Genomic DNA, 23,727 nt, shown 5'->3' on the forward strand with positions numbered 1-23,727 from the left:
TCGCGACTTCGAATGGCCGGCGAGCCTGAATCGTTGAGCACCGACGAGCCGCTCGACCGCAGGGTCGAGCGCCACGGCTATGACCGGCTGCTGATGCTCTCCGACGGTGTGTTCGCGATCGCGATCACCCTGCTCGCGCTGGAGCTGCGGCCGCCGGCCGGCTGGCGCGGCGGCTTTGCTGAGCTGTTCGCCAAAGCGTCCAATGCCTGGGCGGGCTATCTGATCGGCTTCATGATCGTCAGTGCCTTCTGGGCCGTCCATCGCCGCGTGTTCGCACGGCTGGTCCGGGCGGATGGCGGAGCGATCGCGCTTTCGCTGGTGCTGCTCTGCCTTGTCGCCGCCTCCCCGGCGGTCGCGCGGCTGATGGCGGAGCATGGCCCGCGCCAGACACTGCCGATCTATGCCGCCCTGATCGTCGCGATGGGCATCGTGCACACGTTGCTCTGGCTCTATGCGATGGCACGCCCGGCGATGCTCCATCCCGATCTGACGCGCCGCCAAAGCATCGCCTTCGCGCTGGAGCTCGCGCTGCCGGCTGCGGGATTCGGTTTGCTGCTGATCGGGTGGAGCGAAGGCGCCAACGCCTTTTCGCCCGCCGCTTTGCTGACGGTGGTAGCGATCGTCGCTGCCGGCCGCCGTCTGCTTCGCCGAACTTGACCCTGCGCGCCGGCATGCGACACTCCCCTGGCCGGAACAGGGAGACGCATATGCGGCTGGCATGGCCCCCGTTATTGATCGCAGCGCTGCTGGCGACCGCGGCGCACGCGCAAACCTCCTCCGACACGATCGACGTGACCGGCAGGACGCCGGAGCAGGTCCGCAAGCAGGCGCAGGCGTTCGTGCGCGCGACGGGGGTGGCCGATGACGGACGGCCAGTCGCGCGCTGGGCGGAGCCGGTCTGCCCGCGCGTGCTGGGCGTGTCGGCCGAGATCGGCAGGCGCGTGGCCGACAAGGTGCGCGAGGTGGCGCGCGGTGCCGGCATCGCAGTCGCGCGGGCGCCCTGCCGGACCAACATCGCGATCAGCTTTGCAGGCGATGGCGGCGCCATAGTCCGCGCGCTCGCTGCCAAGGCGCCCGGCCGCCTGGTCGAGGTCGCAGCCGACGACCGTGCCGCGCTGCTCGACGGCGACGCGCCGGTGCGATGGTGGCACGCGACCGAGATGCGGACGCGCGACGGCATGGGCACGACCGGCAACGAGTCGCCGCCGTTCGCGCTTGGCCGGGCCGGCGGCGTGATGATGGCCGGCGAGGTCCATTTCCAGTACAACTCCAGCATCGCCAGCACCCGGATGGTGCGGGTGCTGAAGGCGGGGACCGTGGTTATCGACGTGAACCGCGCGACCGGCATGCCGCTCGACAGCGTCGCCGCCTTCGCGGCCATGGTCTCGCTGGCCGAGATTCAGCCGTCCGAAGCGCCGCCCCGCAACTCGATCCTGAGCCTGTTCGAGAACGGCGGATCGCGCGACCTCACCACGCTCGACGAGAATTTCCTGCGCGCGCTCTACCGCCTGCCGCTGGACCGCACCGCACTCGCCCAGCGCGGCTTGCTGGTTCGTGGGCTGCTGGACCCTGCCGACCGGGACGGGAATTAAGGATCGGGGAGTGGCGCACCCAAGAGGATTCGAACCTCTGACCTCTGCCTTCGGAGGGCAGCGCTCTATCCAGCTGAGCTATGGGTGCGTGAGCGCGCGCTTAGCAGGCTCATCCGCGCTGTCCAAGCCTTTCGCTATCTTCGCGGCGGCAGCTCGATCGGCTGGAACGGCGCGAGGCCGCAGCTCGCGCCGCGGGTGACGCCCGGGCTCTGCAGCACCGTGATGATGTCGGTCGCGCACAATTGGCTGAGCGAGGTCGAATAGGTGAAGCGCTGCTCGAAGCCCAGACTCGGGCAGTCCTGCGGGAGCACGACGCGATAGGTGGTGCGATTGCCGTTGCCGAAATCGATCACCCGATCGCTGAGCACGCGGCTGTTGCGGATCGCGGTGAGCGGCACGCAACTTTGCGCGGGGCCGGTCACACGGGCGCCGTCGCCATAGGTCTGGCCGTCGGCGGAGAGCATTGCCGCCGCCTCGTTGCGTTCGGTTCGGGCTTCCTGGTTACTCGACATCATGCAGGCCGAAAGGGCTGCGACGGAGGCAAGGGCAAGGATTGCGCGCATCGGACGTCCTCCCATTGTGCGGGACAAACGCTCTGCCTCTATCCGGGTGCCGTCAAGCGGGGGGCGGCGTCTTCGGCTGGAACGGGCAAAGGTCCGCGACGATGCAGCGCCAGCATTCGGGCCGCCGCGCCTTGCAGGTGTAGCGGCCATGCAGGATCAGCCAGTGATGCGCCCCGAGCCGGAACGGCTGCGGCACCACTTTCTCCAGCCCGAGTTCGACCGCGAGCACCGACTTGCCGGCCGCCAGGCGCGTGCGGTTGCAGACGCGGAAGATGTGGGTGTCGACCGCGAAGGTCTCGGCGCCGAACGCGGTGTTCATCACCACGTTCGCGGTCTTGCGGCCGACGCCCGGCAGTTTCTCCAGCGCTTCGCGGTCGGCGGGAACCTGGCCGCCATGATCGTCGATCAGCGCCTGGCTCAAGGCGATCACGTTCTTCGCCTTGGTGTTGAACAGGCCGATCGTCTTGATGTGCTCCTTCAGCGCCGCCTCGCCGAGCGCGACCATCTGCTCGGGCGTGGTGACTTTCTCGAACAGCCGCCGGGTCGCCTTGTTGACGCCGGCGTCGGTGGCCTGGGCCGAGAGGACGACCGCGACCAGCAGCGTGTAGGTGTTGACCGATTCGAGCTCTGTCTCCGGCGACGGATTATCCTCCGCCAGGCGGCGGAAGAACTCGAACACGTCCGCCTTCTTCATTTGATGGTATCGAGCGCGGCGCCGAGGCGTTCGAGACCGCCCTCGACGATGTCGGTCGGGCCGCCGACGCCCATGCGGAACCGGTCCGCCGCGCCGAAGAAGCGGCCGGGCACGATCGAGGTGTCGTACCGCTCGCGAAGCAGCCGGTTCAGCGCATCGACATCGCCGTGGAGCAGCCGCGGAAAGGCGGTGATGCCGCCGGTCATCGGTACGCAATCCAGATCGTCGCGGCTTTCGACGAAGGCATTGGCGAGCGCGCGATTGCGCTGGAGCAACGCGGCATTGGCCGCGGCGATCTCGCCCAGATGCTCGAACGCGACCAGCGCCAACCGCTCGGCCGCGTGGGACTGGGCAACGCCGAACAGCTCGTTGAGGCGCCAGATGCGCTCGGCGAGCGCCGGTTCGGCCAGGATCCAGCCGCAGCGGATGCCGCTCAGGCCATAGCATTTGGTCAGGCTGGAGGTGACGACGAACCGCTCGCCGAGCAACGCGGAGGTCCGCTGCGGCGGGACGGCGGCGTCGAGATAGACTTCGTCCACCACCACATGCGCGCCGACACGCGCGGCAAGGTCGCCGATCGCGCGCAGCGTCGCTTCATCGGCAAGGTTGCCGGTGGGGTTGTGAAGGTTGGTGATGAGGATCACGCGCGTGCGATCCGTCACTGCCTGCTCGACCGCCGCCGGATCGACCGCGAAATCGGGCGCGCGGCGCTCGAAGGAGCGGATCGTCGCCCCCAGATGGGCGGCGGTTGCAACCATCGGTTCGTACACCGGATGCTCTGCGACCACCTCGTCGCCGGGCGACAGCAGCGCGGACAAGGCGAGCATGTTCGCCATCGACGTGCCGTCCGCCATCACCACCCGGTCAGCGGTGACGCCGGCGTGGCGCGCGATCGCCTCGCGCAGCGGCGGGTAGCGGTAGCGGCTGGCGCCATCCAGCTCGAGGTTGGCGATCGTCAGCGGAAAACGATCGAGGTGGCACGGGGGCACTTCGCTCGATCCCAGCGCATAGCGGACCGGCACCTGGGTCTTCGCCCAATACATATAGTCCGACGCCATCACTCTCACGCGCGTGCCCTCCGTCGCAGCCAGAACAGGCAAACCGGCACGCCCGCGAGCAGGATCGCGAAGCCGATCGCGCTGTTGACCGGATTGTTCCAGATCGTGCCCGCCACCGTCGCGGCGCAGGCGAGCACGAAGAACAAAGTCGTCCAGGGATGGCCCGGCGCGCGGAACGAGCCGCCGGCCGGATCGCGACGCCGGAAGACGAACAGGGCCGCCCCGGTCAGGCCGAAGAAGATGAAGTCGACCGAGACGACATAGCTCAGTATCTGCCCATAGGTGCCGCTGACCGCGATCAGGCAGGCGGCGACACCCTGCAGCAGGATCGCGGCAACCGGCGCGTGGGTACGCGGGCTGACCGCGGCGATGCCGCGAAAGAACAGCCGGTCCTCCGCCATCGCGAAATAGACACGCGGCGTCGTCAGCATCCCCTGGCTGAGGAAACCGAGCGCCGAAATCGCGATACCCAGCGCGATCAGCGACGCGCCCTTTTCGCCCAACGCCGCGCGCATCACGTCACTGGCGGGCGTCGGCGACTGCGCCAGACCGTCAGGGCCGAGCACGACGACACAGGCGAGCGCGACCAGCGCGTAGAGCATCACCACGCCGAGCACGCCGAACAGCAGTCCGCGCACCAGATCGCGCCGGGGATCGCGCATCTCGCCGGAAACGAAGCTGGACGTCTGCCAGCCGCCATAGGAGAACATCACCGGCGTCAGCGCGGCGCCGATCGCCGCGAGCGTGCCGACCGGCACTGGCTCGGCGGGCGCAGCAGGCGCGACCGGGGCGGCGGGGGCGAGCAGGAGGCCACAGGCGACCAGCATCAGGATCGCGCCGATCTTCAACACCATCAGCAGGCTCTGAACGGTCCCGCCCGCGCGCACGCCCAGGCAGTTGATCGCGGTCAGCAGCGCCAGCGCGCCGACCGCCAGCGACCATTCGGGCAGGCCGATCGCCGCCAGGTCCAGCACATAGCGGGCGAAAGTGATCGCGACGGCGGCCATGCCGCCCGACTGGATCACCAGCAACAGCGCCCAACCGTAAAGGAAGGCCGGGATCGGCCCCCAGGCATCGCGGATATAGGCATATTGACCGCCGACCTCGGGCCTGCGCGCGGCCAGCTCCGCATAGACGAAGGCGCCGGCGATCGCGATCAGTCCGCCGATCAGCCAGACGCCGACGATCAGGAACGGCGTCGATACATGCCGCGCCACTTCGGCGGGGTTCACGAAAATCCCGGAGCCGATGATGCCGCCCATCACCAGCATCGTCACGTCGAACGGGCCGAGGCGCCGGACCAGGGCCGGCTGGGCGGACGCTTCGTTCACAGGCCGAGCACGTCCTGCATCGTGTAGCGGCCGGCCAGCTTGTCCGCGAGCCATAAAGCCGCCTTCACTGCCCCCCGCGCGAAGATCGTCCGGCTTTCGGCGCGATGGCCGAGCTCGATCCGCTCGCCCTCCGTCGCGAAGATGACCATATGGTCGCCGGCGACCGACCCGCCGCGCAGCGAGGCATAGCCGATCGTCCCTTCCTCGCGGGCGTGGGGATCGAAGCCGATCCGGTCGAACCGGCTCAGCGCCTGGATCGTCGTCCCCCTGCCCTTCGCCGCCGACTGGCCGAGCAGAAGGGCCGTCCCGGACGGCGCGTCGACCTTGTGCCGGTGGTGCATCTCCAGCACCTCGATATCCCAGTCCGGTCCCAGCCGCACCGCCGCCTGCTCCACCAGCCCGCGCAGCAGGTTGATGCCCAGCGACGTGTTCGCCGACTGCAGCACCGGGATCGTGCGCGCCGCCTCGTCGATCGCGACGTGATGCCCGGGCGTCAGGCCCGTCGTGCCGATCAGGATCGGCTTTCCCGCCCTGATCGCGATCCCCAGATGGGTCGCGAACGCTTCCACGGCGGAGAAGTCGACCAGCACGTCGCTGGCGGCCGCCAAGGCCGCAGCATCGCCATGGTCACCATGCACTCGCCCCTCGCGATCGATTCCGCCCGCGACCGCCACGCCGGCCTCCGCGGCGGCATTGCCGATCGCGCGCCCCATCCGCCCGGTGACGCCCAGGATTCCGATCTTCATGGGCGTCCTCTTCGGGCAAAATCCGGGGATGAACAAGGCGCGCAATCGGGTCTATGATGACGCCGCCGGAACGGAGTCGCCCGATGCGCTATCTGTTGCTTGCCCTGACGCTGCTCGCCCTCGCCTCGTCCGCGCGCGCCCAGCCGCCCGATTGGGGCACCGCACACCAGATCGACGTGCACCTGACCAACTTCCATTTCACGCCCGACAGGCTGGAGATGCGGCACGGCGAGGCCTATCGGCTGCACCTGATCAACGACGCGAGCGGCGGCCATAATTTCGACGCGTCGCAGTTCTTCGCCGCCGCGCAGATCGCGCCGTCGGACCAGGCCAAGATCCGGAAAGGCTCGGTCGAGCTGAAGGGCGGCGAAACGGTCGATATCCGCCTGGTCGCGCCGGCGGCCGGCACCTACAAGCTCCACTGCTCGCACTTCCTGCACTCAAGCTTCGGGATGACGGGCGAGATCGCGGTTCAATGAGGGGCGGCTCCGCACGGATGCAGACAGGGGGGTACAATGCCGAACCTAAAACCTGATCGTTCGTCGATTGGTGTCACTGACCGCTTCAAAGGCAATTTCACCAAAGCCTTGTATCTGAGAAGCATTGCGCCGCAGGAACTGGAGCAACGGCTCGGCTATGAAGCGGGGCGGCTGCGAGAAGGCTGGTGGCTGCTGTTTGCGTTGGAAAAGCCTGACTTCTCGAACTTCGAATTCGGGGGATACACCTACTTCTCCGGCTCACGGATCGGCGACCCCAAGCTCGGAAACGGCCGGCCAACCGTCGAAAGCGAACTCGAAAAGGACCTGGGCGGCCCTGCCGCAGTCGTCAATGCGAAAAAGGCTCACCTGGTAGGCCTCAGGACCGTCGGCCATGACCGGCTGGCGAAGGTGATCCCGGTCGCCTCGGGTACCGACTATCCGGTAGGCAAGGGAATCTACCAGTGCAACGTGCCGAATCCGATCCGCTGCGAAGTGGCGAGCTTCGTTCCACCGGGCGGCATGTATGTCGGCAACTACAAGCTCAACTCTGAGGCGTGAGACAGTCGGCACCGGGCAATTTGGTCATCCTGACGGGCGCGGGGGTTTCCGCGGAAAGCGGGCTCGCGACCTTCCGCGGGCCGGACGGGCTGTGGGAGGGACACCGCGTCGAAGAGGTGTGCACGCCGCAAGCGCTGGCGCGCAATCCGGCGTTGGTCCACGCCTTTTACGACGCGCGGCGGGCGAAGCTGGCGGAGGTCGGGCCGAACGCCGCGCACCGGGCATTGGCGCGGCTGGACGCCGAATGGCCAGGCGAGTTGCTGATCGTGACGCAGAATGTCGACGACCTGCACGAACGCGCCGGGGCGAAGCGGCTGCTGCACATGCACGGCGAGCTGACATCGGCGCTCTGCGCGGGATGCGGAGCGCGAATACCGTGGAACGGCCCGATGGGGCACGGGCCGAAATGTCCAGCCTGCGGCGCGGCAAAGCTCCGGCCCGACATCGTGTTCTTCGGCGAGATGCCGTACGAGATGGATCGGATCGACGCGGCCCTGTCGCGCGCGGACCTGTTCGTCTCGATCGGCACGTCGGGCGCGGTCTATCCCGCCGCCGGCTTCGTGCAGATCGCCCGCCACCACGGCGCCCGGGCGCTGGAGCTGAACCTGGAGCCGTCGGTCGGCAGCTCCATGTTCTCCGAAAGCCGGATGGGGCCGGCGGGCGAACTGGTGCCGGCGTGGGTTGAGGAGATGTTGAAGTCCTCCCCGAGCTTGCTCGGGGAGGGGGACCGCTTGCCGTAGGCGAGTGGTGGAGGGGCCGCAGCGAAGCGAGGACCACAGACCCTCCGCTTCGCTCCGGCCCCTCCACCATGCTTCGCATGGTCCCCCTCCCCGTTCCGGGGAGGAGCTTAGGCTACTCCACCCATTCCAGTCCGATGTCGCGATACAGCCCGCGATCCTCGTCCCAATCCGGTTTCACCTTTACGTGCAAATAGAGGTGCACCTTCCGCCCGAGCTGCTCCGCGATTTCCTTGCGCGCGCGTTCGCCGATCGCCTTGATCTGGGCGCCGCCTTTGCCGAGCACGATCGCGCGCTGGGTCGGGCGCGCGACCAGGATCTGCTGGTGAATCTCGACGGAGCCGTCCGGCCGCTCCTTGTACTGCTCGGTCTCGACCGCGCTGGCATAGGGAAGCTCAGCGTGGAGCTGAAGGTAGAGCTGCTCGCGCGTCACTTCGGCGGCGAGCATTCGGTCGGTGATGTCGCTGACCTGGTCTTCGGGGAAATGCCACGGCCCTTGCGGCACGCGCTCGGCCAAAGCGCGCTTCAGGTCGGCGATGCCGTCGCCGGTCGCGGCACTCACCATGAACACGGCCACGAACGGCAGGGCTTCGGCGAGCCGCTGGGCGTGGACGAGAAGCTTGTCCTTGGCCGCGACATCGACCTTGTTGAGCACCAGCAGCTTGGGTTCCGGGCGGCTCTTCAGCCCCTCGACGATGCTCATCACCTTGGGGCCGAGCCCCGCCTTCGCATCCACGATCAGCGCGATCAGGTCGGCGTCGGTTGCGCCGCCCCAGGCCGCCTGCACCATCGCGCGGTCGAGACGCCGCCGCGGCTCGAAAATACCGGGCGTGTCGACCAGCATGATCTGCGCCTCGCCCTCGATCGCGACACCCATCAGCCGCGTGCGCGTGGTCTGCGCCTTGGGGCTGACGATCGCGACCTTCTGGCCGACCAGCGCGTTGACGAGCGTGGACTTGCCCGCATTGGGCGCGCCCACGATCGCGACCAGCCCGCAACGTTCGGTCATTTCAACTGCTCCAACAACACCTTCGCCGCCGCCGTCTCCGCTTCCTGTTTCGACGTGCCCTCCGCGCTCGCCTCGCCTGCGCCCTTGATCGACACGGTGACGGTGAAGCGGGGATTGTGCTGCGGGCCCTCGCGCGCGGTCACGGCATAGACGGGCGGCTTGCGGCGGTGGGCGGCCGCCCATTCCTGCAGCGCGGACTTGGGATGCTGCGGCGCGCGCAGCTGGTGATCGAGTCGGCCCTCCCAGCGCGCGCGGACGAAAGCGTCCGCCGCATCGAACCCGTGATCAAGGTAAAGCGCGCCGATCAGCGCCTCGATCACGTCGCCCAGCACATTGTCGCTGTGGGCGGCGCCGTCGTCGCGCGCCTGCTTGCCGAGGCGGACATGGGAGCTGAGCTCTATCTCGCGCGCGATCTCCGCGCAAACCGAGCCGGCGACGAGCGCATTCAGCCGCCAGGACAATTTGCCTTCCGGCTCGCCGGGGAATCGCTCGAACAGCCAGCGCGCCATCACCAGCCCCAGCACCCGGTCGCCGAGGAACTCGAGCCGCTCGTAATTGTCAACCTCGCGGCTGCTGTGGGTGGCGGCGCGTTCGTAGAGGCTGAGGTCGCCGGGCCGATGCCCTAGCGTCCGTTCGATCCAGTCGGGAAAATCGGTCACGGCCCGGCTCTGGGGCGCCTTTACGCGAGCGTCAAGCGCGGCTAGCCCGATCCTTCAGGAGGGGCATGAACGAAACCGGCATCCTGGCCTTCGGCGCCTATATCCCGCGGCGGCGGCTGCAGCGCGCGGCGGTCCATGCGGCCAACACATGGTTCGCGCCGGGCTTGGCCGGCCTCGCCAGGGGCGAACGCGCCATCGCAAATTGGGACGAGGATTCGATCACCATGGCGGTGGAAGCGGCGCGCGACTGCCTCACCGGGTTCGACCGGGCCGGTGTGGAAGGACTGACGCTCGCTTCGACCACTTTGCCTTTCGCCGACCGGCTGAACGCGGGCGCGGTCAAGGAAGCCCTGAACCTGTCCGACGATATCGCCGCGTCGGATGCGACCGGGAGCCTGCGCGCCGGCACCTCGGCACTGATCCAGGCGCTGGACAGTGGCCGCACCCGGCTGGTCGCAGCGGCCGATCTCCGTAAGGCGCGCGCCGCATCGGAAGCTGAGCTGACCTATGGCGATGCTGCCGCGGCCGTGCTCGTCGGACAGGGCGAGCCCATCGCGCGGGTGCTCCACACGTACAGCGGCACGGTCGATTTCGTCGATCACTTCCGCCAGTCGGATCAACCCTACGACTATGGCTGGGAAGCGCGCTGGATCAGGGATGAAGGCTATACCAAGCTGCTCGGCGGGGCGATCGCTGCGGCGCTGGGCGGCGCGGGCCTGAACGGCGATGCGATCCGCCATGCGGCGATCCCCGTGACCGCAAAGGGCGTGGCGGAAGGGCTCGCCAAGAAGGCCGGGATCGGCGCCGATGCGGTCCTCGACCCGCTCGGCGCGACGGTCGGCGACAGCGGCGCGGCGCATCCTTTGCTGCTGCTCTGCGCGGCGCTGGAACGCGCGCGGCCCGGCGAACGCATCCTGGTCGCCGGTTTCGGCCAGGGTACGGACGTGCTGCTTCTGGAAGCAACCGACACCCTCCCCCGCCTCGTGTCGCGCAAGGGCGTTCGCGGTCATCTCGCCGACCGGCAGCAGGACAGCAATTACATGCGCTTCCTGTTCCATCGCGGCGTGCTCGACATGGAGCGCGGCATGCGTGCGGAGATGGACCAGAAGCAGCCCGGTACGACGCTCTATCGCAACCGCAAGGCCGTGCTGGGCCTGGTCGGCGGGCGCGACGTCAAGACGGGCACGGTCCAGTTTCCGAAGTCCGAGATCGGCGTCAACCCGAACGATCGCTCGACCGGTCGGCAAGAGGATCACCCGCTTGCGGAGAGCCGGGCGCGAATCGTGACCTACACGGCCGACAGGCTGACCTACTCGCCCGATCCGCCCACCTATTACGGTACGATCGACTTTGACGGCGGCGGGCGGATGGTCGCCGAGTTTGCCGAAGTGACGGCCGAGGACGTCGAGGTCGGCGCGGAAATGCGGATGGTGTTCCGCATCAAGGCCAAGGACGAAAGCCGCCACTTCACGAAATACTTCTGGAAAGCCGTGCCGGTCAGAGGAGAACGCAATGCTTGACCAACCCCGCCGCGGCATGGACGCGGAGATCTACGAGGCGTTCATCGAGCAGCTCGACCGCTTCGTCCGCGAGCGGCTGATCCCGGCCGAGGACCGCGTCGAGGAGCTCGGCCGCGTGCCGGACGACATCCTGGCCGAGATGCGCGAGATGGGCCTGTTCGGGGTGACGATGCCCGAGGATTATGGCGGCGCGGGCATGAACATCAGCCAGTATATCGGCTTCGTCCAGGCGCTCGCCTATGCGGCGCCCGCATTCCGTTCGATCCTGTCGATCAATGTCGGCATGGTGAACTCTGCGATCTCGAACTTCGGGACCGAGGAGCAGAAGCGGGAGTGGCTGCCCAAGCTCGCCGGCGGCATGGTCGCGGCGTTCGGGCTGACCGAGCCGGACAGCGGCTCCGACAGCGCGGCGATGAAGACGCGGGCGGTGAAGTCCGGCAACGGCTATGTCCTGAACGGCACCAAGCGCTACATCACCAATGCGCCGTTTGCGGACATGATCCTTGTGATGGCCCGAACGAATGCCGAGGCGCTGCCCAAGAACGCACACGTCTCCGCCTTCCTGGTTCCCCGCACCGCGCCGGGCGTCACGATCGGCAAGCCTGACGGCAAGATGGGCCAGACGGGCGCTCAGATCGCCGACGTGATCCTGGAGGACGTGCATGTCGGCGGCGAGGCGCTGCTGGGGGCCACGGAAGGGATCGGCTTCCGCGCGGCGATGACCAGCCTCAACAACGGCCGTTTGTCCGTCGCGGGCGCGAGCGTCGGCTATGCCAAGCGCATCCTCGACACGGGCCTCAGATACGCGACCGAACGTAAGGCATTCGGCGAGCCGATCGCGAACTTCCAGCTGATCCAGGCGATGCTGGCCGACTCCCGGACCGAAATCTACGCAGCCGATTGCATGGTGAAGGACGCCTGCGCCCGCGCCGATCGCGGCGAGAACGTGATCGTCGAAGCGGCCGCAGCGAAGATGTTCGCCTCGGAAATGTGCGGCCGGGTCGCGGACCGGGTCGTCCAGATCCACGGCGGCGCGGGCTATTTGAAGGAATATCTGGCGGAGCGGTTCTACCGCGACGTGCGCATCTACCGCATCTACGAAGGCACCACGCAGATCCTGCAACTGGTGATCGCGAAGAACATGCTGCGGGAGGTTGGGGCGAATGTCTGAAATCCTCCCCAAGCTCGCTTGGGGAGGGGGACCACGCGAAGCGTGGTGGAGGGGCCGCAGCGCAGCGAGGACGATCACCCTCCGCTTCGCTCCGGGCCCCTCCACCGGCTGCGCCGGTCCCCCTCCCCTCGGCTTTACCGAGGGGAGGATTTGGTGAAAATCGCCACCTACAATGTGAACGGCGTCAATGGGCGGCTTCCGGTCCTGCTGCGCTGGCTGGAGCGATCGCGCCCCGATATCGTCTGCCTGCAGGAGCTGAAGGCTCCGCAGGAAAAGTTCCCGGAAACCGCGATCAATGCCGCCGGCTACGAGGCGATCTGGCACGGGCAGAAATCCTGGAACGGCGTCGCGATCCTGAGCCGCGTCGGCACGCCCGTAGAGACGCGGCGCGGCCTGCCGGACGACCCCGACCCGAGCCACAGCCGCTATATCGAGGCGGCGGTCAACGGGCTGATCGTTGGCGGCCTGTATTTGCCCAACGGCAATCCGAAGCCGGGGCCGAAGTTCGATTACAAGCTCGCCTGGTTCGACGCGCTGATCGATCACGCCGCTGATCTGATCGCGTGCGGCGCGCCGGTGATCCTGGCGGGCGACTATAATGTCATGCCGACCGACCGGGACGTGTACAAACCCGAACGCTGGCTTGATGACGCGCTGTTCGCGCCCGAGGCGCGCGCCGCCTATGCCCGGCTGCTGGCACAGGGCTGGACCGACGCGCTGCGCACGCTGCACGCCGACGAGACGATCTACACTTTCTGGGACTATTTCCGGAACGCGTTCGCTCGCGATGCCGGCTTGCGCATCGACCATCTGCTGCTGAGTCCTGCCCTCGCCCCGCGGCTTCGTCGTGCCGAGGTGGACCGGGAGGTGCGAAGCTGGGAAAAGACCAGCGACCATGCGCCGGTATGGGTGGAGCTGGAGGGCTGAGGTGGCGAGCGATCCGAAGACCGTCGAGTTCATCCTCGACCAGCTGAACGCGGCTAGCGCCGAGGTCTCGGCGAAGAAGATGTTCGGCGAATATGGCCTCTATCTCGACGGCAAGATGGTCGCGATGATCTGCGACGACCAATTGTTCGTGAAGCCGACGCCCGAAGGCCGCGCCTTCGCCGGCCCGATCGAGGAAGCGCCGCCCTATCCGCAGGCCAAGCCCTGCCTGCTGGTCGACGGCGACCGCTGGGACGATGGCGACTGGCTGGTGGAGCTGTTCCGGGTCAGCGCGGCGGCCCTGCCGGCACCGAAGCCGAAGAAGGCCAAGTCTATTTAGGACGGGTATCCGTCAAACAGGCCGTTCGGGCTGAGCTTGTCGAAGCCCAATTTTTTCCTTTCTGCCTCGTGAGAACAACAAGAAAGGAGGGTTCCGACAGGCTCAGCCCAAACGGAGCGGGCGAGGCGATCCCCAAACATTCAGCTACCGTGGCCAGCCCTCAGTCTCCTCCCCCTCCTCCGGCGGGAGCTGTTGGATCATCCATGTGTGGTTCTGCACGATCGTCGCCGGGACCGCCTGGCCGCTCGGATCGCGCGACGGCTTGAACCGGAAGCGCTCGACGATCAGGCGGCAGGCGGTGTTGTCGAGGTCCACGGAGCCGCTCGATCGCGTCACTTCGCAGCCGGTCACGCGACCGTCCACGCCGACTTCGTATCTGACGCCGACCGTGCCGCCCAAGCCCGCCTCGCCGGCCGAGGCAGGGTAATCGGAGTCCTTGATGCGGCCCTTGACCTGGCGCGGCGCGACCCAGCCGCCGCCGCCGTCGCCATTCCCCCGCCCGCCCGCGCCTCGGCCGTTGCCGAACCCGCCGGCGCCATAGCCCGGGCCGGGAATGTCGGCCGAACCCGCCGAGGGCGCGTTGGCGACGCCGGCGATCGGCGCGACCATCACCGGGGTCGGCGGCGGCAGCTGCACCACCGGCGGCGGCAGCACGATCTGGGTCGGCTCGGCGCGCAGGTTGGGCGGCGACGCTTCGCCTTCGGGGCGCGGCGACTTGATCCTGTGCGGGATCGGCGTGGGCGGCTTGGGCCGTTCGTGCACCGGCAGCACGTCGAAGGTCTTGAGCGTTTCCACCACGCGCCGCGGCAGCTCGGCGCGCAGCCCCGCGATCAGCGCATAGGCGAGCAGCACGTGCACGAGCGCCACGCCCGCGACGGACGCCGCCCGCTCCTTGCTCCAGCGCTGTTCAACATACATCGCTCGACCCTCGCGCCATCAACGCGCGGGGCTGCCGATAGCGCCCTGCACCTGAACGGGCGCTGATAAGCCGCTGTTATCGGTTCAGATTGTGCAGGCCGAGCCCGGGCCTGGGCCAGTCCATCGCGACGAGTCTACCGGTGCCGGACAGAGTGATGTAGGCCGTGCGCAGCTCCGGCCCGCCCCAGCAGATATTGGTTGTGAACGGATCGCCGGTCGGCACGAACTCGACCAGCTCTCCGTGCGGCGAAATCACGGAGATGCCGCCATTGCCGATCGTCGCCACGCAGATATTGCCGGCGCTGTCGACGCCCAGGCTGTCGAACCAGCTATAGCCGCCCGCGCCATAGAGGAATTGCGCCCCGGTGCCGGTCAGGCTCTCGCCTTTCGCCAGCTTGCCCGGCGCCTCGATGTCGAACGCCCACAGCTTCGCGGTGTAGGTCTCCGCGACATAGAGCCGCTTGCCGTCGGGCGAGAGGCCGATGCCGTTGGGGTTCTCCATCGGGAACACGGCTTCCTCGATATGGCTGCCATCCGCTTTGGCGTAGAAGACGCCCACGACGTCGCGCGACCGCTCGAACGTCTTGCCGTGATCGGTGAACCAGAAGCCGCCCTGGTCATCGAAGACGATGTCGTTGGGCCCGCGCAGCTGCACCTCGCCGGCATGGGTGTAGAGCGTCTCGAGCTTGCCGGTGTCGGGATCGATGCGCTGGATCGACCCTCCGTTCCAGTCCTTCGCGGCGCCGTGCGGGACCAGCAGGCCCTGGGTCTCCAGATATTCGAACCCGCCATTGTTGCAGAGGTAGAGCATGCCGTCCGGCCCGAGCGCGAGGCCGTTCGGCCCGCCGCCGGGGGTCGCCACGACCTCCCTGCGATTGTCGCCCCAGCAGCGGGTGATCCGCCCGGCCTCGATCTCGACCAGGATCACGCTGGCGTCGGGCATCGCCACCGGCCCTTCGGGAAAGCGAAGGCCGTTCGCGATCTCGGTGAAGTTTTGCACGCGCCATCCTCCGGGCTATGGGGACCTCACGCAATGGAGTGTGACGGAAATGGCCACAGCGCAATATGACGCCGACCTGAAGCTGTTCGTGAACGGCGCCTGGCGCGCGGGCGAGGACCGGCAGCCGGTGTTCAACCCGGCGACCGGTGCGACCGTCGCCGAAGTCCCGCTCGCGACCGCGGCCGACCTCGACGAAGCGCTCGCCGCCGCGGATCGCGGGTTCAAGCTGTGGAGGGCGACCGACGTCGAGGCGCGCGCGGCGATCCTGCACAAGGCGGCCGCGCTGATCCGCGAGCGCGCAGACCGGATCGCCACGCTGATGACGATGGAACAGGGCAAGCCGATCGGCGAGGCGCGCGGCGAGGTCGCCGGCTCCGCCCAGCTGTTCGACTATTATGCCGAGGAAGCGAAGCGCGCCTATGGCCGCGTGCTGGTGCGGCCGACCGGCCAGCGCTCGATCGTGATCAAGCAGCCGGTCGGCCCGGTCGCGTCGTTCACGCCGTGGAATTTCCCGGTCTATCTGATGGCGAAGAAGCTGGCGGCGGCGCTGGCGGCCGGCTGCTCGGTGATCGCCAAGCCGCCCGAAGAGACGCCCGGCTGCACCTCCGCGATCATGCAGGCGCTCGCCGATGCCGGCCTGCCCGCCGGAGTGGCGCAGCTGGTGTTCGGCGTGCCGGACACGGTCAGCCGCCACCTGCTCGCCTCGCCGGTGATCCGCAAGGTCAGCTTCACCGGGTCGGTGCCGGTCGGGCGTCACCTGATGAAGCTCGCGGCCGACGGGCTGAAGCGGGTGACGATGGAGCTGGGCGGCCACGCGCCGGTGCTGATCTTCGACGATTGCGACCTGGAGCGCACGCTCGACATGGTCGTGCCGCAGAAGTTCCGGAACGCGGGCCAGGTCTGCGTCTCCCCCACCCGCTTCTATGTGCAGCAGGGCGTGTACGACCGTTTCGTCAGCGAGTTCGCCGCGCGCACCCAGAAATGGCAGGTCGGCGACGGCCTGGAACCCGCCACAAAAATGGGCCCGCTCGCCAACAAGCGGCGCCCGGATGCGATCGAAGTGCTGGTCGAGGATGCGGTCGCCAAGGGCGCGAAGCTGGCGGCCGGCGGCGAGCGCTTCGGCGATGGCTTCTTCTACAAGCCGACTTTGCTCGCCGACGTACCGCTGGAAGCGCGGGTGATGAACGAGGAGCCGTTCGGCCCCGTCGCCGTCGCTCGCCCGTTCGCGACCGAGGAGGAAGCGATCGAGCAGGCCAACCGCCTCCCCTATGGCCTCGCCGCCTTCGCCTTCACCGAGAATGGCCGCCGCGCGAACCGGCTGGGCGACCTGATCGAGGCGGGCATGGTCGGCATCAACACTTTCGCGATCTCCGGCGCCGACACGCCGTTCGGCGGCGTGAAGGATTCGGGCTTCGGCAGCGAGGGCGGGCCGGAGGGCCTCGACAGTTACATGGTCGTGAAGGCGATCCATCAGGCATAGCCCACCTCTCCCATAGGGAGAGGTCGAGTCAGCGCGGTAGCGGTGACCGGGTGAGGGGATCGTGCGCGTCCGGATAGGCCCGATCCCCTCACCCCGCTCAGGCCTTTGGCCTGAGTCGCCCTCTCCCTATGGGAGAGGGGTTGGACGGCCCGCTTGCCCCGCTTAAGGGAGGGGCATGACAACGAAACGAACCGGCGGGCGCATTCTGGTCGACAACCTGGTGGCGCAGGGCTGCGACCGCATCTTCACCGTGCCGGGCGAAAGCTTCCTGGCGGTGCTCGACGCGCTGCACGACGTGCCGCGGATCGAAGTCGTCGTGTGCCGGCAGGAAGGCGGCGTCGGCTTCATGGCCTGCGCGGACGGAAAGCTGACCGGGCGGCCAGGCATTGCCTTCGTGACGCGAGGCCCCGGCGCGACCAACGCGTCGATCGGCGTCCATGTCGCGATGCAGGATTCGCTGCCGATGATCCTGTTCGTCGGCGACGTCGCCCGCGGCGACCGCGATCGCGAAGCGTTCCAGGAAGTCGATTTCGGCCAGATGTTCGGGCCGCTCGCGAAGAAGGTCCTCCGCATCGACCGGGCGGAACGGATTCCGGAATATACCGCCCGCGCCTATGCGACGGCGATGTCGGGACGCCCGGGCCCGGTCGTTGTCGTGCTACCGGAAGACATGCTGCTCGACCAGGTCGAGGCGGTGGATCGACCGCGAGTTGAACCTGCCGTGCCGAGTGACTGCCTGATTCCATCGTTCAAGGTTTCTGAGCTGCTCGCTCGAAGCAAACGCCCGATAGCGATCATCGGGGGGGCGGATTGGGACGACGAAGCCGGAGAACTCTTTGCCAAGTGGGCGGAAGCAGCCGGCGTGCCGGTGGCTACAGCATTCCGCCGGCAGGACTCGATCAAGAGCAGCAGCGCGAGCTTCGCCGGCAATCTTGGCTACGGTCCGAACCCGAAACTGGTCCAGCGAATAAAGGGCGCTGATCTTCTTCTTGTCATCGGCCCGCGCTTGGGAGAAGCCACCACGGACGGCTATACGCTGATCGAGCCAGATCACCCCGGCCAAACCCTACTCCACGTGCACCCGGATCCGGAGGAGTTGAACAGCGTCTTCCGCGCGGATCACGCGGTCTGCTCAGGCGCTCGCCACTTCGCCTTCACGCTTGGCGGAGCTGCTGAAGACTGGCCTGAGCAGGCCAAGCACCAAAGTGGCCCTGCGGCGCACGCGGAATGGCTTGACTGGTCCACGCCTAAACCCCGCGAAGGCGCGCGGCTCGATCTTGGCCAATGCGTGCTGGCGATGCGGGAGGCGATGCCGGCGGACACGATCATCTGCAATGGCGCCGGCAATTTCTCGGGCTGGTGGCACCGCTACTGGCGCTACGAAGGCTATGGCACCCAGCTTGCGCCGACGGCGGGCGCGATGGGATTTGGCGTGCCGGCGGCGGTCGCGGCGGCGCTGCGGCGGCCGGAGCAGAAGGTCGTCGCGGTCGCGGGGGACGGCGACTTCCTGATGAACGGGCAGGAGCTGGCGACCGCGGTCGCGCATGGCTGCGACATGCTGGTGATCGTCGTCGACAATGGCTGGTACGGCACGATCCGCATGCACCAGGAGCGCGAATATCCAGGCCGCGTCTCGGGCACCAGGCTGCACAATCCCGACTTCGCCGCTCTTGCCTGCGCGTTCGGCGGCTGGGCCGAGACGGTCGAGACCACGGACCAGTTCGCCCCTGCCCTCGCGCGCGCGCTGGAGCAGCCCGGCGTCAAATTGCTCCACCTGAAGACCGACGTCGAGCAGATCAGCCCGGCGCTCACCATCTCCCAGCTTCGCAGTCGGTAAGGGGAGCGAAACGATGAAAACCCGGCTCCTGCTGCTTTGCGCGCTGGCCCTCGCTGCCTGTTCGAAGGGCGCGGACAACGGCAGTACCAACGAAGCGGCGGTGCCGGCGGCGCCCGACAAGGCCTTCGCCGCGCTGACGGGCGACGCCGCCGCCGGCGAGGCGGCGTTCGTGCAATGCCGCCTCTGCCACACGGTCGAGCCCGGCAAGAACCTGATCGGCCCCTCGCTGCACCAGGTCGTCGGGCGGAAAGCCGGGTCCCTGCCCGGCTTCACCTATTCGACGGCGATGAAGAACAGCGGCATCACCTGGACCGGCGAGCAGCTCTATCGCTTCCTCGCCGCGCCGGCGAAGACCGTGCCGGGCACACGCATGGCCTTTGCTGGCCTGAAGGACCCGCAACGGCGCGCCGACCTGATCGCCTATCTGGAGACCAAATAGCATGAGCATCCGCGTGACTCGCCTGGCCGCCGCGCTCGCGCTTCTCGGCGCCCTGTCGCCGCTTCGTGCCGCGAGCCGCGACCTCAACCCGGCGCCGGCGCGAACCGAAGGGCGGGGCCCGTTCACGAAGCTGGTGATCCGCGGCGTGACTTTGATCAACGGCACCGGCTCCCCGCCGATGGGGCCGGTCGACATCGTGATCGAAGGCAACCGGATCGCCGATATCAAGATCGCCGGCACGCCGGGCCTGCCGCTCAAGGCCAATCGCGAGCCGCACGACGCGACCGAGGAGTTGGACGCGACCGGCATGTACGTCCTGCCCGGCTTCGTCGACATGCACGTCCATGGCGGCGACTCCGAAAAGGCGCCGAACCTGGAATATGCCTATAAACTGTGGCTGGCGCACGGCGTCACCACCGTGCGCGGCGTGCCGCTCGCTTCCGCTTCCGTGTCGGCGAGCGAGAAGGACCGCAGCGCCCGCAACGAGATCGCGGCGCCCCGCATCTGGAACTACCAGACGCTCGGCAGCGGCTGGGGCCGCGTCGACACGCCGGAGAAAGCGCGCGCCTGGGTGCGCTGGGCGGCGCAGCACAACATCGACGGCATCAAGTTCTTCAACACCGGCGACGAAACGCCCGAAATCGACGCCGCCGCGATCGACGAGGCGAAGAAGGCCGGCCTCGGCACGGTCGCGCATCTGTCGCAGACCGGCGTCGCCCAGCTGAACGCGGTTCAGGCCGGGCGCCTCGGCCTCGGCACCGTCACCCATTTCTACGGCCATTTCGAAAGCATGCTGAAGGACGGGCGTGTCCAGTCATTCCCGAGCAACTATAATTACCTGAACGAATATGACCGCTTCGGCCAGGTCGCGGCGATCGTCGACCAGAGCGTCGAGCCGGAAAGCCCGGAGTGGTGGGACTATCTGGAGGAGCAGAAGAAGAACGGCGTCACCTTCGACCCGACCTTCACCATCTACCTCGCCTCGCGCGACCTGATGCGCGCGCGCAATGCGGACTGGCACCGCGAATACACGCTGCCGACGCTGTGGAATTACTATCAGGCCAGCCGAGACAATCACGGCTCCTATTTCTACGACTGGACGACCGCCGACGAAGTCCGCTGGCGCCGCTTCTATTCCAAATTCGAAGAGCTCATCGACGACTACCAGAAGATCGGCGGCCGCGTGACCACCGGCTCCGATTCCGGCTTCATCTACCAGCTCTACGGCTTTGGCTATATCCAGGAGCTGGAGCTGATGCAGGAAGCCGGCCTGACGCCGCTGGAGGTGATCCAGGCGGCGACGATCAACGGCGCGCGCACGCTGAACGAGCCCAAAGGCACGACTCCCCAATTCGGGATCGTCCGCCCGGGCATGCTCGCCGACCTGGTGATCGTGCCCGAAAACCCGCTCGCCAACTTCAAGGTGCTCTACGGCACCGGGCGGCTGCGGCTGAACCCGACCACGGGCGTGCAGGAACGCGCCGGCGGCGTGCGCTGGACGATCAAGGACGGCATCATCTACGACGCCCCCGCCCTGCTCGCCGAAGTCCGCGCGATGGTCGCGAGGTCGAAAGCCGAGAATGGCGTGACAGTGGAGCCCTGAAAACCCCCTCCCCTTCAAGGGAGGGGTTGAGATATCACGCCCTCCGCGCCGCGATATAGCGGTCGACCACGCCTTCCAGCACCGTCATCGGCACATTGCCGCCCAGCACCAGCGCGTCATCGAAGCTCCTGAGATCGAAGCGCGGCCCCAGCGCCGCCTTGGCCTTGTCGCGGAGACGGTTGATGTAGCTGTGGCCGACCTTGTAGCCGCAGGCCTGGCCCGGCCAGCTGCAATAGCGGTCCACTTCGGCCGAGACTTCCTCGATCGATGAACCGTTGGTCGTCGCGAACCAGTCGATCGCCTGTTGGCGAGTCCAGCGTTTCGCGTGCAGGCCGCTGTCGACCACCAGCCGGCAGGCGCGGAACGACAGGCTCTGCAGATAGCCGAGGCGTTCGACCGGATTGTCCTTGTACACGCCGAGTTCGTCCGCCAGCTGCTCGGCATAGAGTGCCCAGCCTTCGGAATAGGCGTTGAACGCGAGGATCGAGCGGATCAGCGGCAGTTTGAACGTATATTCGCCCTGCCAGCCATGGCCCGGAATCGCCTCGTGATAGGCAAGATCGGGCAACGAATAACTGGTCCAGCGTTCGGTCGTGCCAAGGTTGATCCACAGCCGGCTCGGGATCTTGCCGTCAATGCTGCCGGGCCCGCCATAGGCGCCGGCGGCGCCCGGCTCCTCCGCCAGCGGCAGCCGCTTCACCTCGACATTGCCCCTGACCAGCGTGTTGAACGCCTGCGGCATCAGTGACCGGATGTGCGCGATCCGGTCCTCCAGCAGCTTGATGATCTGCGCCCTGCCCTCGTCATTGTTCGGGTAGGTGAAGCGCGGGTCCTTGCCCAGTGCCGTCATCCGCGCGCCGACGGTGCCCTGGCTGTAGCCCAGCCCCTTCAGGATCACGTCCATCTGCGCCTGCAGATCGCGGACCTGGTCGAGACCCATCTGATGGATTTCCTGCGGAGAGAGCGGCGTGGTCGTGCCCGCGCGCAGGGCCCAGGCATAATATTCGTCGCCCCGCGGCAGCTTCCAGACGCCGGCATCGCTGGTCGCCCTGGCGCGATGGAGCTGCATTTCAGCGACCTGCCGCTCCAGCGCGGGAGCGATCTTCGCCCGCGCGATGCTCGCCGCGCGAGTCGCATAGCCGCCCTTCATGGCCGCCGTGCGCTTCGCGAGCGAGGTGACGATGCCCCATTCCTCGACCTTGCCCGCGCGCGACACGTCCAGCGCCTTCAGCGCCTTGTCGAGGAGGAAGTCAGGCGCGATCACGCCCATGCCGCGCGCCGCCTTCAGCCGTTCGGTCTCCCCGTCCAGCTGGCCAGCATAGGCTGCCATCCGCGCCAGATAGGCGTCGGCATCGGCCGCGCTCTCGATCAGGTGATCGCTGTCGAGCAGCTTCGGCGTATTGATATATGACCCGACATTCTGGGCGACGACATAAGGCGTGTTCAACCAGCCGCCGACCGCGGCAATGCCGTACGGGAACGCATAGCCGTCGAGCGCAAGGCCGAACGCCGTCTGCACAACCTCGACATTGGTGCGCATGGTCGGGCTCAGCGCGTCGAGATCGACTGGCTTAAGCTGGTCCAGCCCCGCGCGCAGATGGGCAACCAGCCGCTGCTTGCCGGCCTCCGACGTGTCGGTCAGCCGCGACTTCAGCGCCGCCCGCGCGCCTTTGTCGATGCCCAGCGACGTCGCCTGCTCGGGAAAGTCGCGCAGCATCTGCTCGGTGATGCCGTCTAGGATCCTGGACGCACCCGCATCCGCGGAGGAATCGGCGGCGAGCGCGCGGCCCGGCAGCAGCGCATAAGCGGAAACGGCGGCGCCGGCGGCAAGCAGGTCGCGACGGGCAAAGTCCATGAACATGCTCCTGAAATCGATGCGCCTCGCTAACGGCTTTGAAACCGCCTTGCAAAGCGGTGCCGATGGGCGTCTGATGCGCGTCGACGGTCGCCAATCACCACAACCGGCTTTTTTCGGAAGGATTGGATCATGGCCGATGTCGACGGCGACAAGCTTCATCAATTGGTGCTCAAGATGCTGGGCGATCTGGGCGGCGCGTTCAGCGTGCCGACGGTGCGGATCGGCTGCCGGCTGGGATTGTTCGACTCGCTGCACCGGGACGGCGCGGCGACGCCGGCCGAGCTGGCCGACCGGCTGGGCCTGGCCGAGCGTTACGTCCGCGAATGGGCGCTTGCCCAGGCGACGAATGGCTATTTGACCTACGAGGCGGAGACCGGCCGCTTCAGTCTCAGCCCGGAACAGGCGATGATCTTCGCCATCCCCGACAGCCCCTTCTACATGCCCGGCGCGTTCGAGTGCGCGGCGGAGATGATCGCGGGCCAGCCCAAGGTCGAGCAGGCGTTCCGCACCGGCGAAGGCGTCGCCTGGGGCGACAGCTCGGCCTGCCTGTTCTGCGCGGTCGGCGCCTTCTTCCGCCCCGGCTATGTCAACAGCCTCATCCAGGCGTGGCTGCCGGCGCTCGACGGGATGGTCGAGCGGCTGGAGGCCGGCGCGGACGTCGCCGACGTGGGGTGCGGCGTCGGCTTCTCGACGCTGCTGATGGCGACGGCCTATCCGAACAGCCGCTTCACCGGTTACGACTTCCACGCCCCGTCGATCGAACAGGCGAACGCCCACGCGGCCGCGCACGGCCTTTCCGGCCGGGTCCGCTTCGAGACCGCACCCGCCAAGGAAATCCCGAGCGGCGACTTCGACCTGATCACGATGTTCGACTGCCTGCACGACATGGGCGATCCGCGCGGATGCGCGGCGCACATGCGCGCGATGCTGAAGCCCGACGGCGCCTGGATGCTGGTCGAGCCGATCGCCAGCGACCGCCCGGAGGAGAATATCAAAAGCCCGGTCAGCCGCCTCTTCTACAACGCCTCGACGATGATCTGCCTGCCGACGTCGCTGGCGCAGGAAGTGGGCGAGGGCCTGGGCGCACAGGCGGGCGAAGCAAAGCTGCGCGACGTGATCGCCGGCGCCGGCTTCACCCGCGTCCGCCGCGCGACCGAAGGGCCGTTCAACATGGTGCTGGAAGCCAGGCTGTAGCTCGCGCGTTCAGGAGG

The 23,727-nt window shown here is 67.7% G+C and carries 24 protein-coding genes and 1 tRNA gene; 14 read left to right on the forward strand and 11 right to left on the reverse strand.

The features are described 5' to 3' along the window. The first annotated feature begins 33 nt into the window (after positions 1-33). Entirely contained in the window at positions 34-657 is a 624-nt protein-coding gene (locus GON01_RS10630; RefSeq protein WP_198159834.1) for a TMEM175 family protein, read from the forward strand. Positions 658-731: 74 nt separating this feature from the next. After that, positions 732-1,592, forward strand: a complete 861-nt coding sequence (locus GON01_RS10635) for a hypothetical protein (protein ID WP_198159835.1) — start codon at positions 732-734, stop codon at positions 1,590-1,592. Positions 1,593-1,603: 11 nt separating this feature from the next. Here GON01_RS10635 and GON01_RS10640 read toward each other — a convergent pair. The 6 genes from GON01_RS10640 to dapB all read right to left on the reverse strand — a co-directional run bounded on the left by GON01_RS10640 (position 1,604) and on the right by dapB (position 5,984). Next, positions 1,604-1,680 (reverse strand) — tRNA-Arg (locus GON01_RS10640). A 46-nt stretch (positions 1,681-1,726) separates the two neighbouring features. Beyond that, positions 1,727-2,107 carry a hypothetical protein gene (locus tag GON01_RS10645; protein WP_157027343.1) on the reverse strand — a complete coding sequence of 127 codons (381 nt, stop codon included), beginning with the start codon at positions 2,105-2,107 and terminating at the stop codon, positions 1,727-1,729. Between the two features lie 100 nt (positions 2,108-2,207). Beyond that, the gene (gene nth, locus GON01_RS10650; RefSeq protein WP_157027344.1) at positions 2,208-2,849 is read right to left on the reverse strand and encodes an endonuclease III; all 642 of its coding nucleotides are present in this window, start codon (positions 2,847-2,849) and stop codon (positions 2,208-2,210) included. Then, positions 2,846-3,907, reverse strand: a complete 1,062-nt coding sequence (locus GON01_RS10655) for a pyridoxal phosphate-dependent aminotransferase (protein WP_181600043.1) — start codon at positions 3,905-3,907, stop codon at positions 2,846-2,848. Before GON01_RS10655 ends, nth begins: the two co-directional genes overlap by 4 nt. Positions 3,908-3,912: 5 nt before the next feature. Further along, positions 3,913-5,238, reverse strand: a complete 1,326-nt coding sequence (locus GON01_RS10660) for an APC family permease (protein WP_198159836.1) — start codon at positions 5,236-5,238, stop codon at positions 3,913-3,915. Next, a complete protein-coding gene (dapB, locus tag GON01_RS10665; protein ID WP_157027347.1) occupies positions 5,235-5,984 on the reverse strand; it encodes a 4-hydroxy-tetrahydrodipicolinate reductase in 750 nt (249 codons plus the stop codon). Before dapB ends, GON01_RS10660 begins: the two co-directional genes overlap by 4 nt. Positions 5,985-6,067: 83 nt before the next feature. On the opposite strand from dapB, the gene GON01_RS10670 reads away from it, so the two are divergent. The 3 genes from GON01_RS10670 to GON01_RS10680 are packed head-to-tail and all read left to right on the forward strand — an operon-like array spanning position 6,068 to position 7,761. Continuing rightward, positions 6,068-6,463: a cupredoxin domain-containing protein gene (locus GON01_RS10670; protein ID WP_157027348.1), complete on the forward strand. Its 396-nt coding sequence runs from the start codon at positions 6,068-6,070 to the stop codon at positions 6,461-6,463. 36 nt (positions 6,464-6,499) lie between these two features. Then, on the forward strand, positions 6,500-7,021 hold the full coding sequence (locus GON01_RS10675; protein WP_157027349.1) for a hypothetical protein: 522 nt from the start codon (positions 6,500-6,502) through the stop codon (positions 7,019-7,021). Next, positions 7,018-7,761 (forward strand): NAD-dependent deacylase, encoded by a 744-nt coding sequence (locus GON01_RS10680; protein ID WP_181600044.1) that lies wholly within the window; start codon positions 7,018-7,020, stop codon positions 7,759-7,761. The genes GON01_RS10675 and GON01_RS10680 overlap by 4 nt, the downstream gene beginning before the upstream one ends. 112 nt (positions 7,762-7,873) lie before the next feature. Here GON01_RS10680 and era read toward each other — a convergent pair whose 3' ends face one another. Both era and rnc read right to left on the reverse strand, forming a co-directional pair. Further along, positions 7,874-8,767: a GTPase Era gene (gene era, locus GON01_RS10685; protein ID WP_157027350.1), complete on the reverse strand. Its 894-nt coding sequence runs from the start codon at positions 8,765-8,767 to the stop codon at positions 7,874-7,876. After that, on the reverse strand, positions 8,764-9,426 hold the full coding sequence (gene rnc / locus GON01_RS10690) for a ribonuclease III (RefSeq protein WP_181600045.1): 663 nt from the start codon (positions 9,424-9,426) through the stop codon (positions 8,764-8,766). The genes era and rnc overlap by 4 nt, the downstream gene beginning before the upstream one ends. Positions 9,427-9,491: 65 nt before the next feature. Between rnc and GON01_RS10695 the strand changes: the two genes are divergently transcribed. The 4 genes from GON01_RS10695 (at position 9,492) to GON01_RS10710 (ending at position 13,381) form a co-directional block, all read left to right on the forward strand. Continuing rightward, positions 9,492-10,946 (forward strand): OB-fold domain-containing protein, encoded by a 1,455-nt coding sequence (locus GON01_RS10695; protein ID WP_157027351.1) that lies wholly within the window; start codon positions 9,492-9,494, stop codon positions 10,944-10,946. After that, on the forward strand, positions 10,939-12,117 hold the full coding sequence (locus GON01_RS10700) for an acyl-CoA dehydrogenase family protein (protein ID WP_232328779.1): 1,179 nt from the start codon (positions 10,939-10,941) through the stop codon (positions 12,115-12,117). Before GON01_RS10695 ends, GON01_RS10700 begins: the two co-directional genes overlap by 8 nt. 153 nt (positions 12,118-12,270) lie before the next feature. After that, complete coding sequence (xth, locus tag GON01_RS10705) at positions 12,271-13,044, forward strand: exodeoxyribonuclease III (RefSeq protein WP_181600046.1); 774 nt, start codon at positions 12,271-12,273, stop codon at positions 13,042-13,044. A 1-nt stretch (position 13,045) separates the two neighbouring features. Next, positions 13,046-13,381, forward strand: a complete 336-nt coding sequence (locus GON01_RS10710; RefSeq protein WP_181600047.1) for a TfoX/Sxy family protein — start codon at positions 13,046-13,048, stop codon at positions 13,379-13,381. Between the two features lie 144 nt (positions 13,382-13,525). Here GON01_RS10710 and GON01_RS10715 read toward each other — a convergent pair whose 3' ends face one another. Both GON01_RS10715 and GON01_RS10720 read right to left on the reverse strand, forming a co-directional pair. Further along, entirely contained in the window at positions 13,526-14,299 is a 774-nt protein-coding gene (locus tag GON01_RS10715) for an energy transducer TonB (protein WP_157027354.1), read from the reverse strand. A 76-nt stretch (positions 14,300-14,375) separates the two neighbouring features. Beyond that, positions 14,376-15,299: an SMP-30/gluconolactonase/LRE family protein gene (locus GON01_RS10720; protein WP_309503472.1), complete on the reverse strand. Its 924-nt coding sequence runs from the start codon at positions 15,297-15,299 to the stop codon at positions 14,376-14,378. A 49-nt stretch (positions 15,300-15,348) separates the two neighbouring features. Between GON01_RS10720 and GON01_RS10725 the strand changes: the two genes are divergently transcribed. The 4 genes from GON01_RS10725 (at position 15,349) to GON01_RS10740 (ending at position 20,658) form a co-directional block, all read left to right on the forward strand. Further along, positions 15,349-16,779, forward strand: coding sequence for an NAD-dependent succinate-semialdehyde dehydrogenase (locus GON01_RS10725; RefSeq protein ID WP_157027355.1), 1,431 nt, complete (start codon positions 15,349-15,351; stop codon positions 16,777-16,779). A 175-nt stretch (positions 16,780-16,954) separates the two neighbouring features. Further along, positions 16,955-18,616, forward strand: a complete 1,662-nt coding sequence (locus GON01_RS10730) for a thiamine pyrophosphate-binding protein (RefSeq protein ID WP_157027356.1) — start codon at positions 16,955-16,957, stop codon at positions 18,614-18,616. Between the two features lie 13 nt (positions 18,617-18,629). Continuing rightward, a complete protein-coding gene (locus GON01_RS10735; protein WP_157027357.1) occupies positions 18,630-19,055 on the forward strand; it encodes a c-type cytochrome in 426 nt (141 codons plus the stop codon). 1 nt (position 19,056) lies between these two features. Further along, on the forward strand, positions 19,057-20,658 hold the full coding sequence (locus GON01_RS10740) for an amidohydrolase family protein (protein WP_157027358.1): 1,602 nt from the start codon (positions 19,057-19,059) through the stop codon (positions 20,656-20,658). A gap of 34 nt (positions 20,659-20,692) precedes the next feature. On the opposite strand, the gene GON01_RS10745 is transcribed toward GON01_RS10740, so the two are convergent. Next, positions 20,693-22,513, reverse strand: coding sequence for a DUF885 domain-containing protein (locus tag GON01_RS10745; RefSeq protein ID WP_157027359.1), 1,821 nt, complete (start codon positions 22,511-22,513; stop codon positions 20,693-20,695). A gap of 132 nt (positions 22,514-22,645) precedes the next feature. On the opposite strand from GON01_RS10745, the gene GON01_RS10750 reads away from it, so the two are divergent. Next, positions 22,646-23,710 carry a class I SAM-dependent methyltransferase gene (locus GON01_RS10750; RefSeq protein WP_157027360.1) on the forward strand — a complete coding sequence of 355 codons (1,065 nt, stop codon included), beginning with the start codon at positions 22,646-22,648 and terminating at the stop codon, positions 23,708-23,710. The last annotated feature ends 17 nt before the right edge of the window (positions 23,711-23,727 follow it).

Source organism: Sphingomonas horti, assembly GCF_009753715.1.
Classification (GTDB): Bacteria; Pseudomonadota; Alphaproteobacteria; order Sphingomonadales; family Sphingomonadaceae; genus Sphingomonas_B; species Sphingomonas_B horti.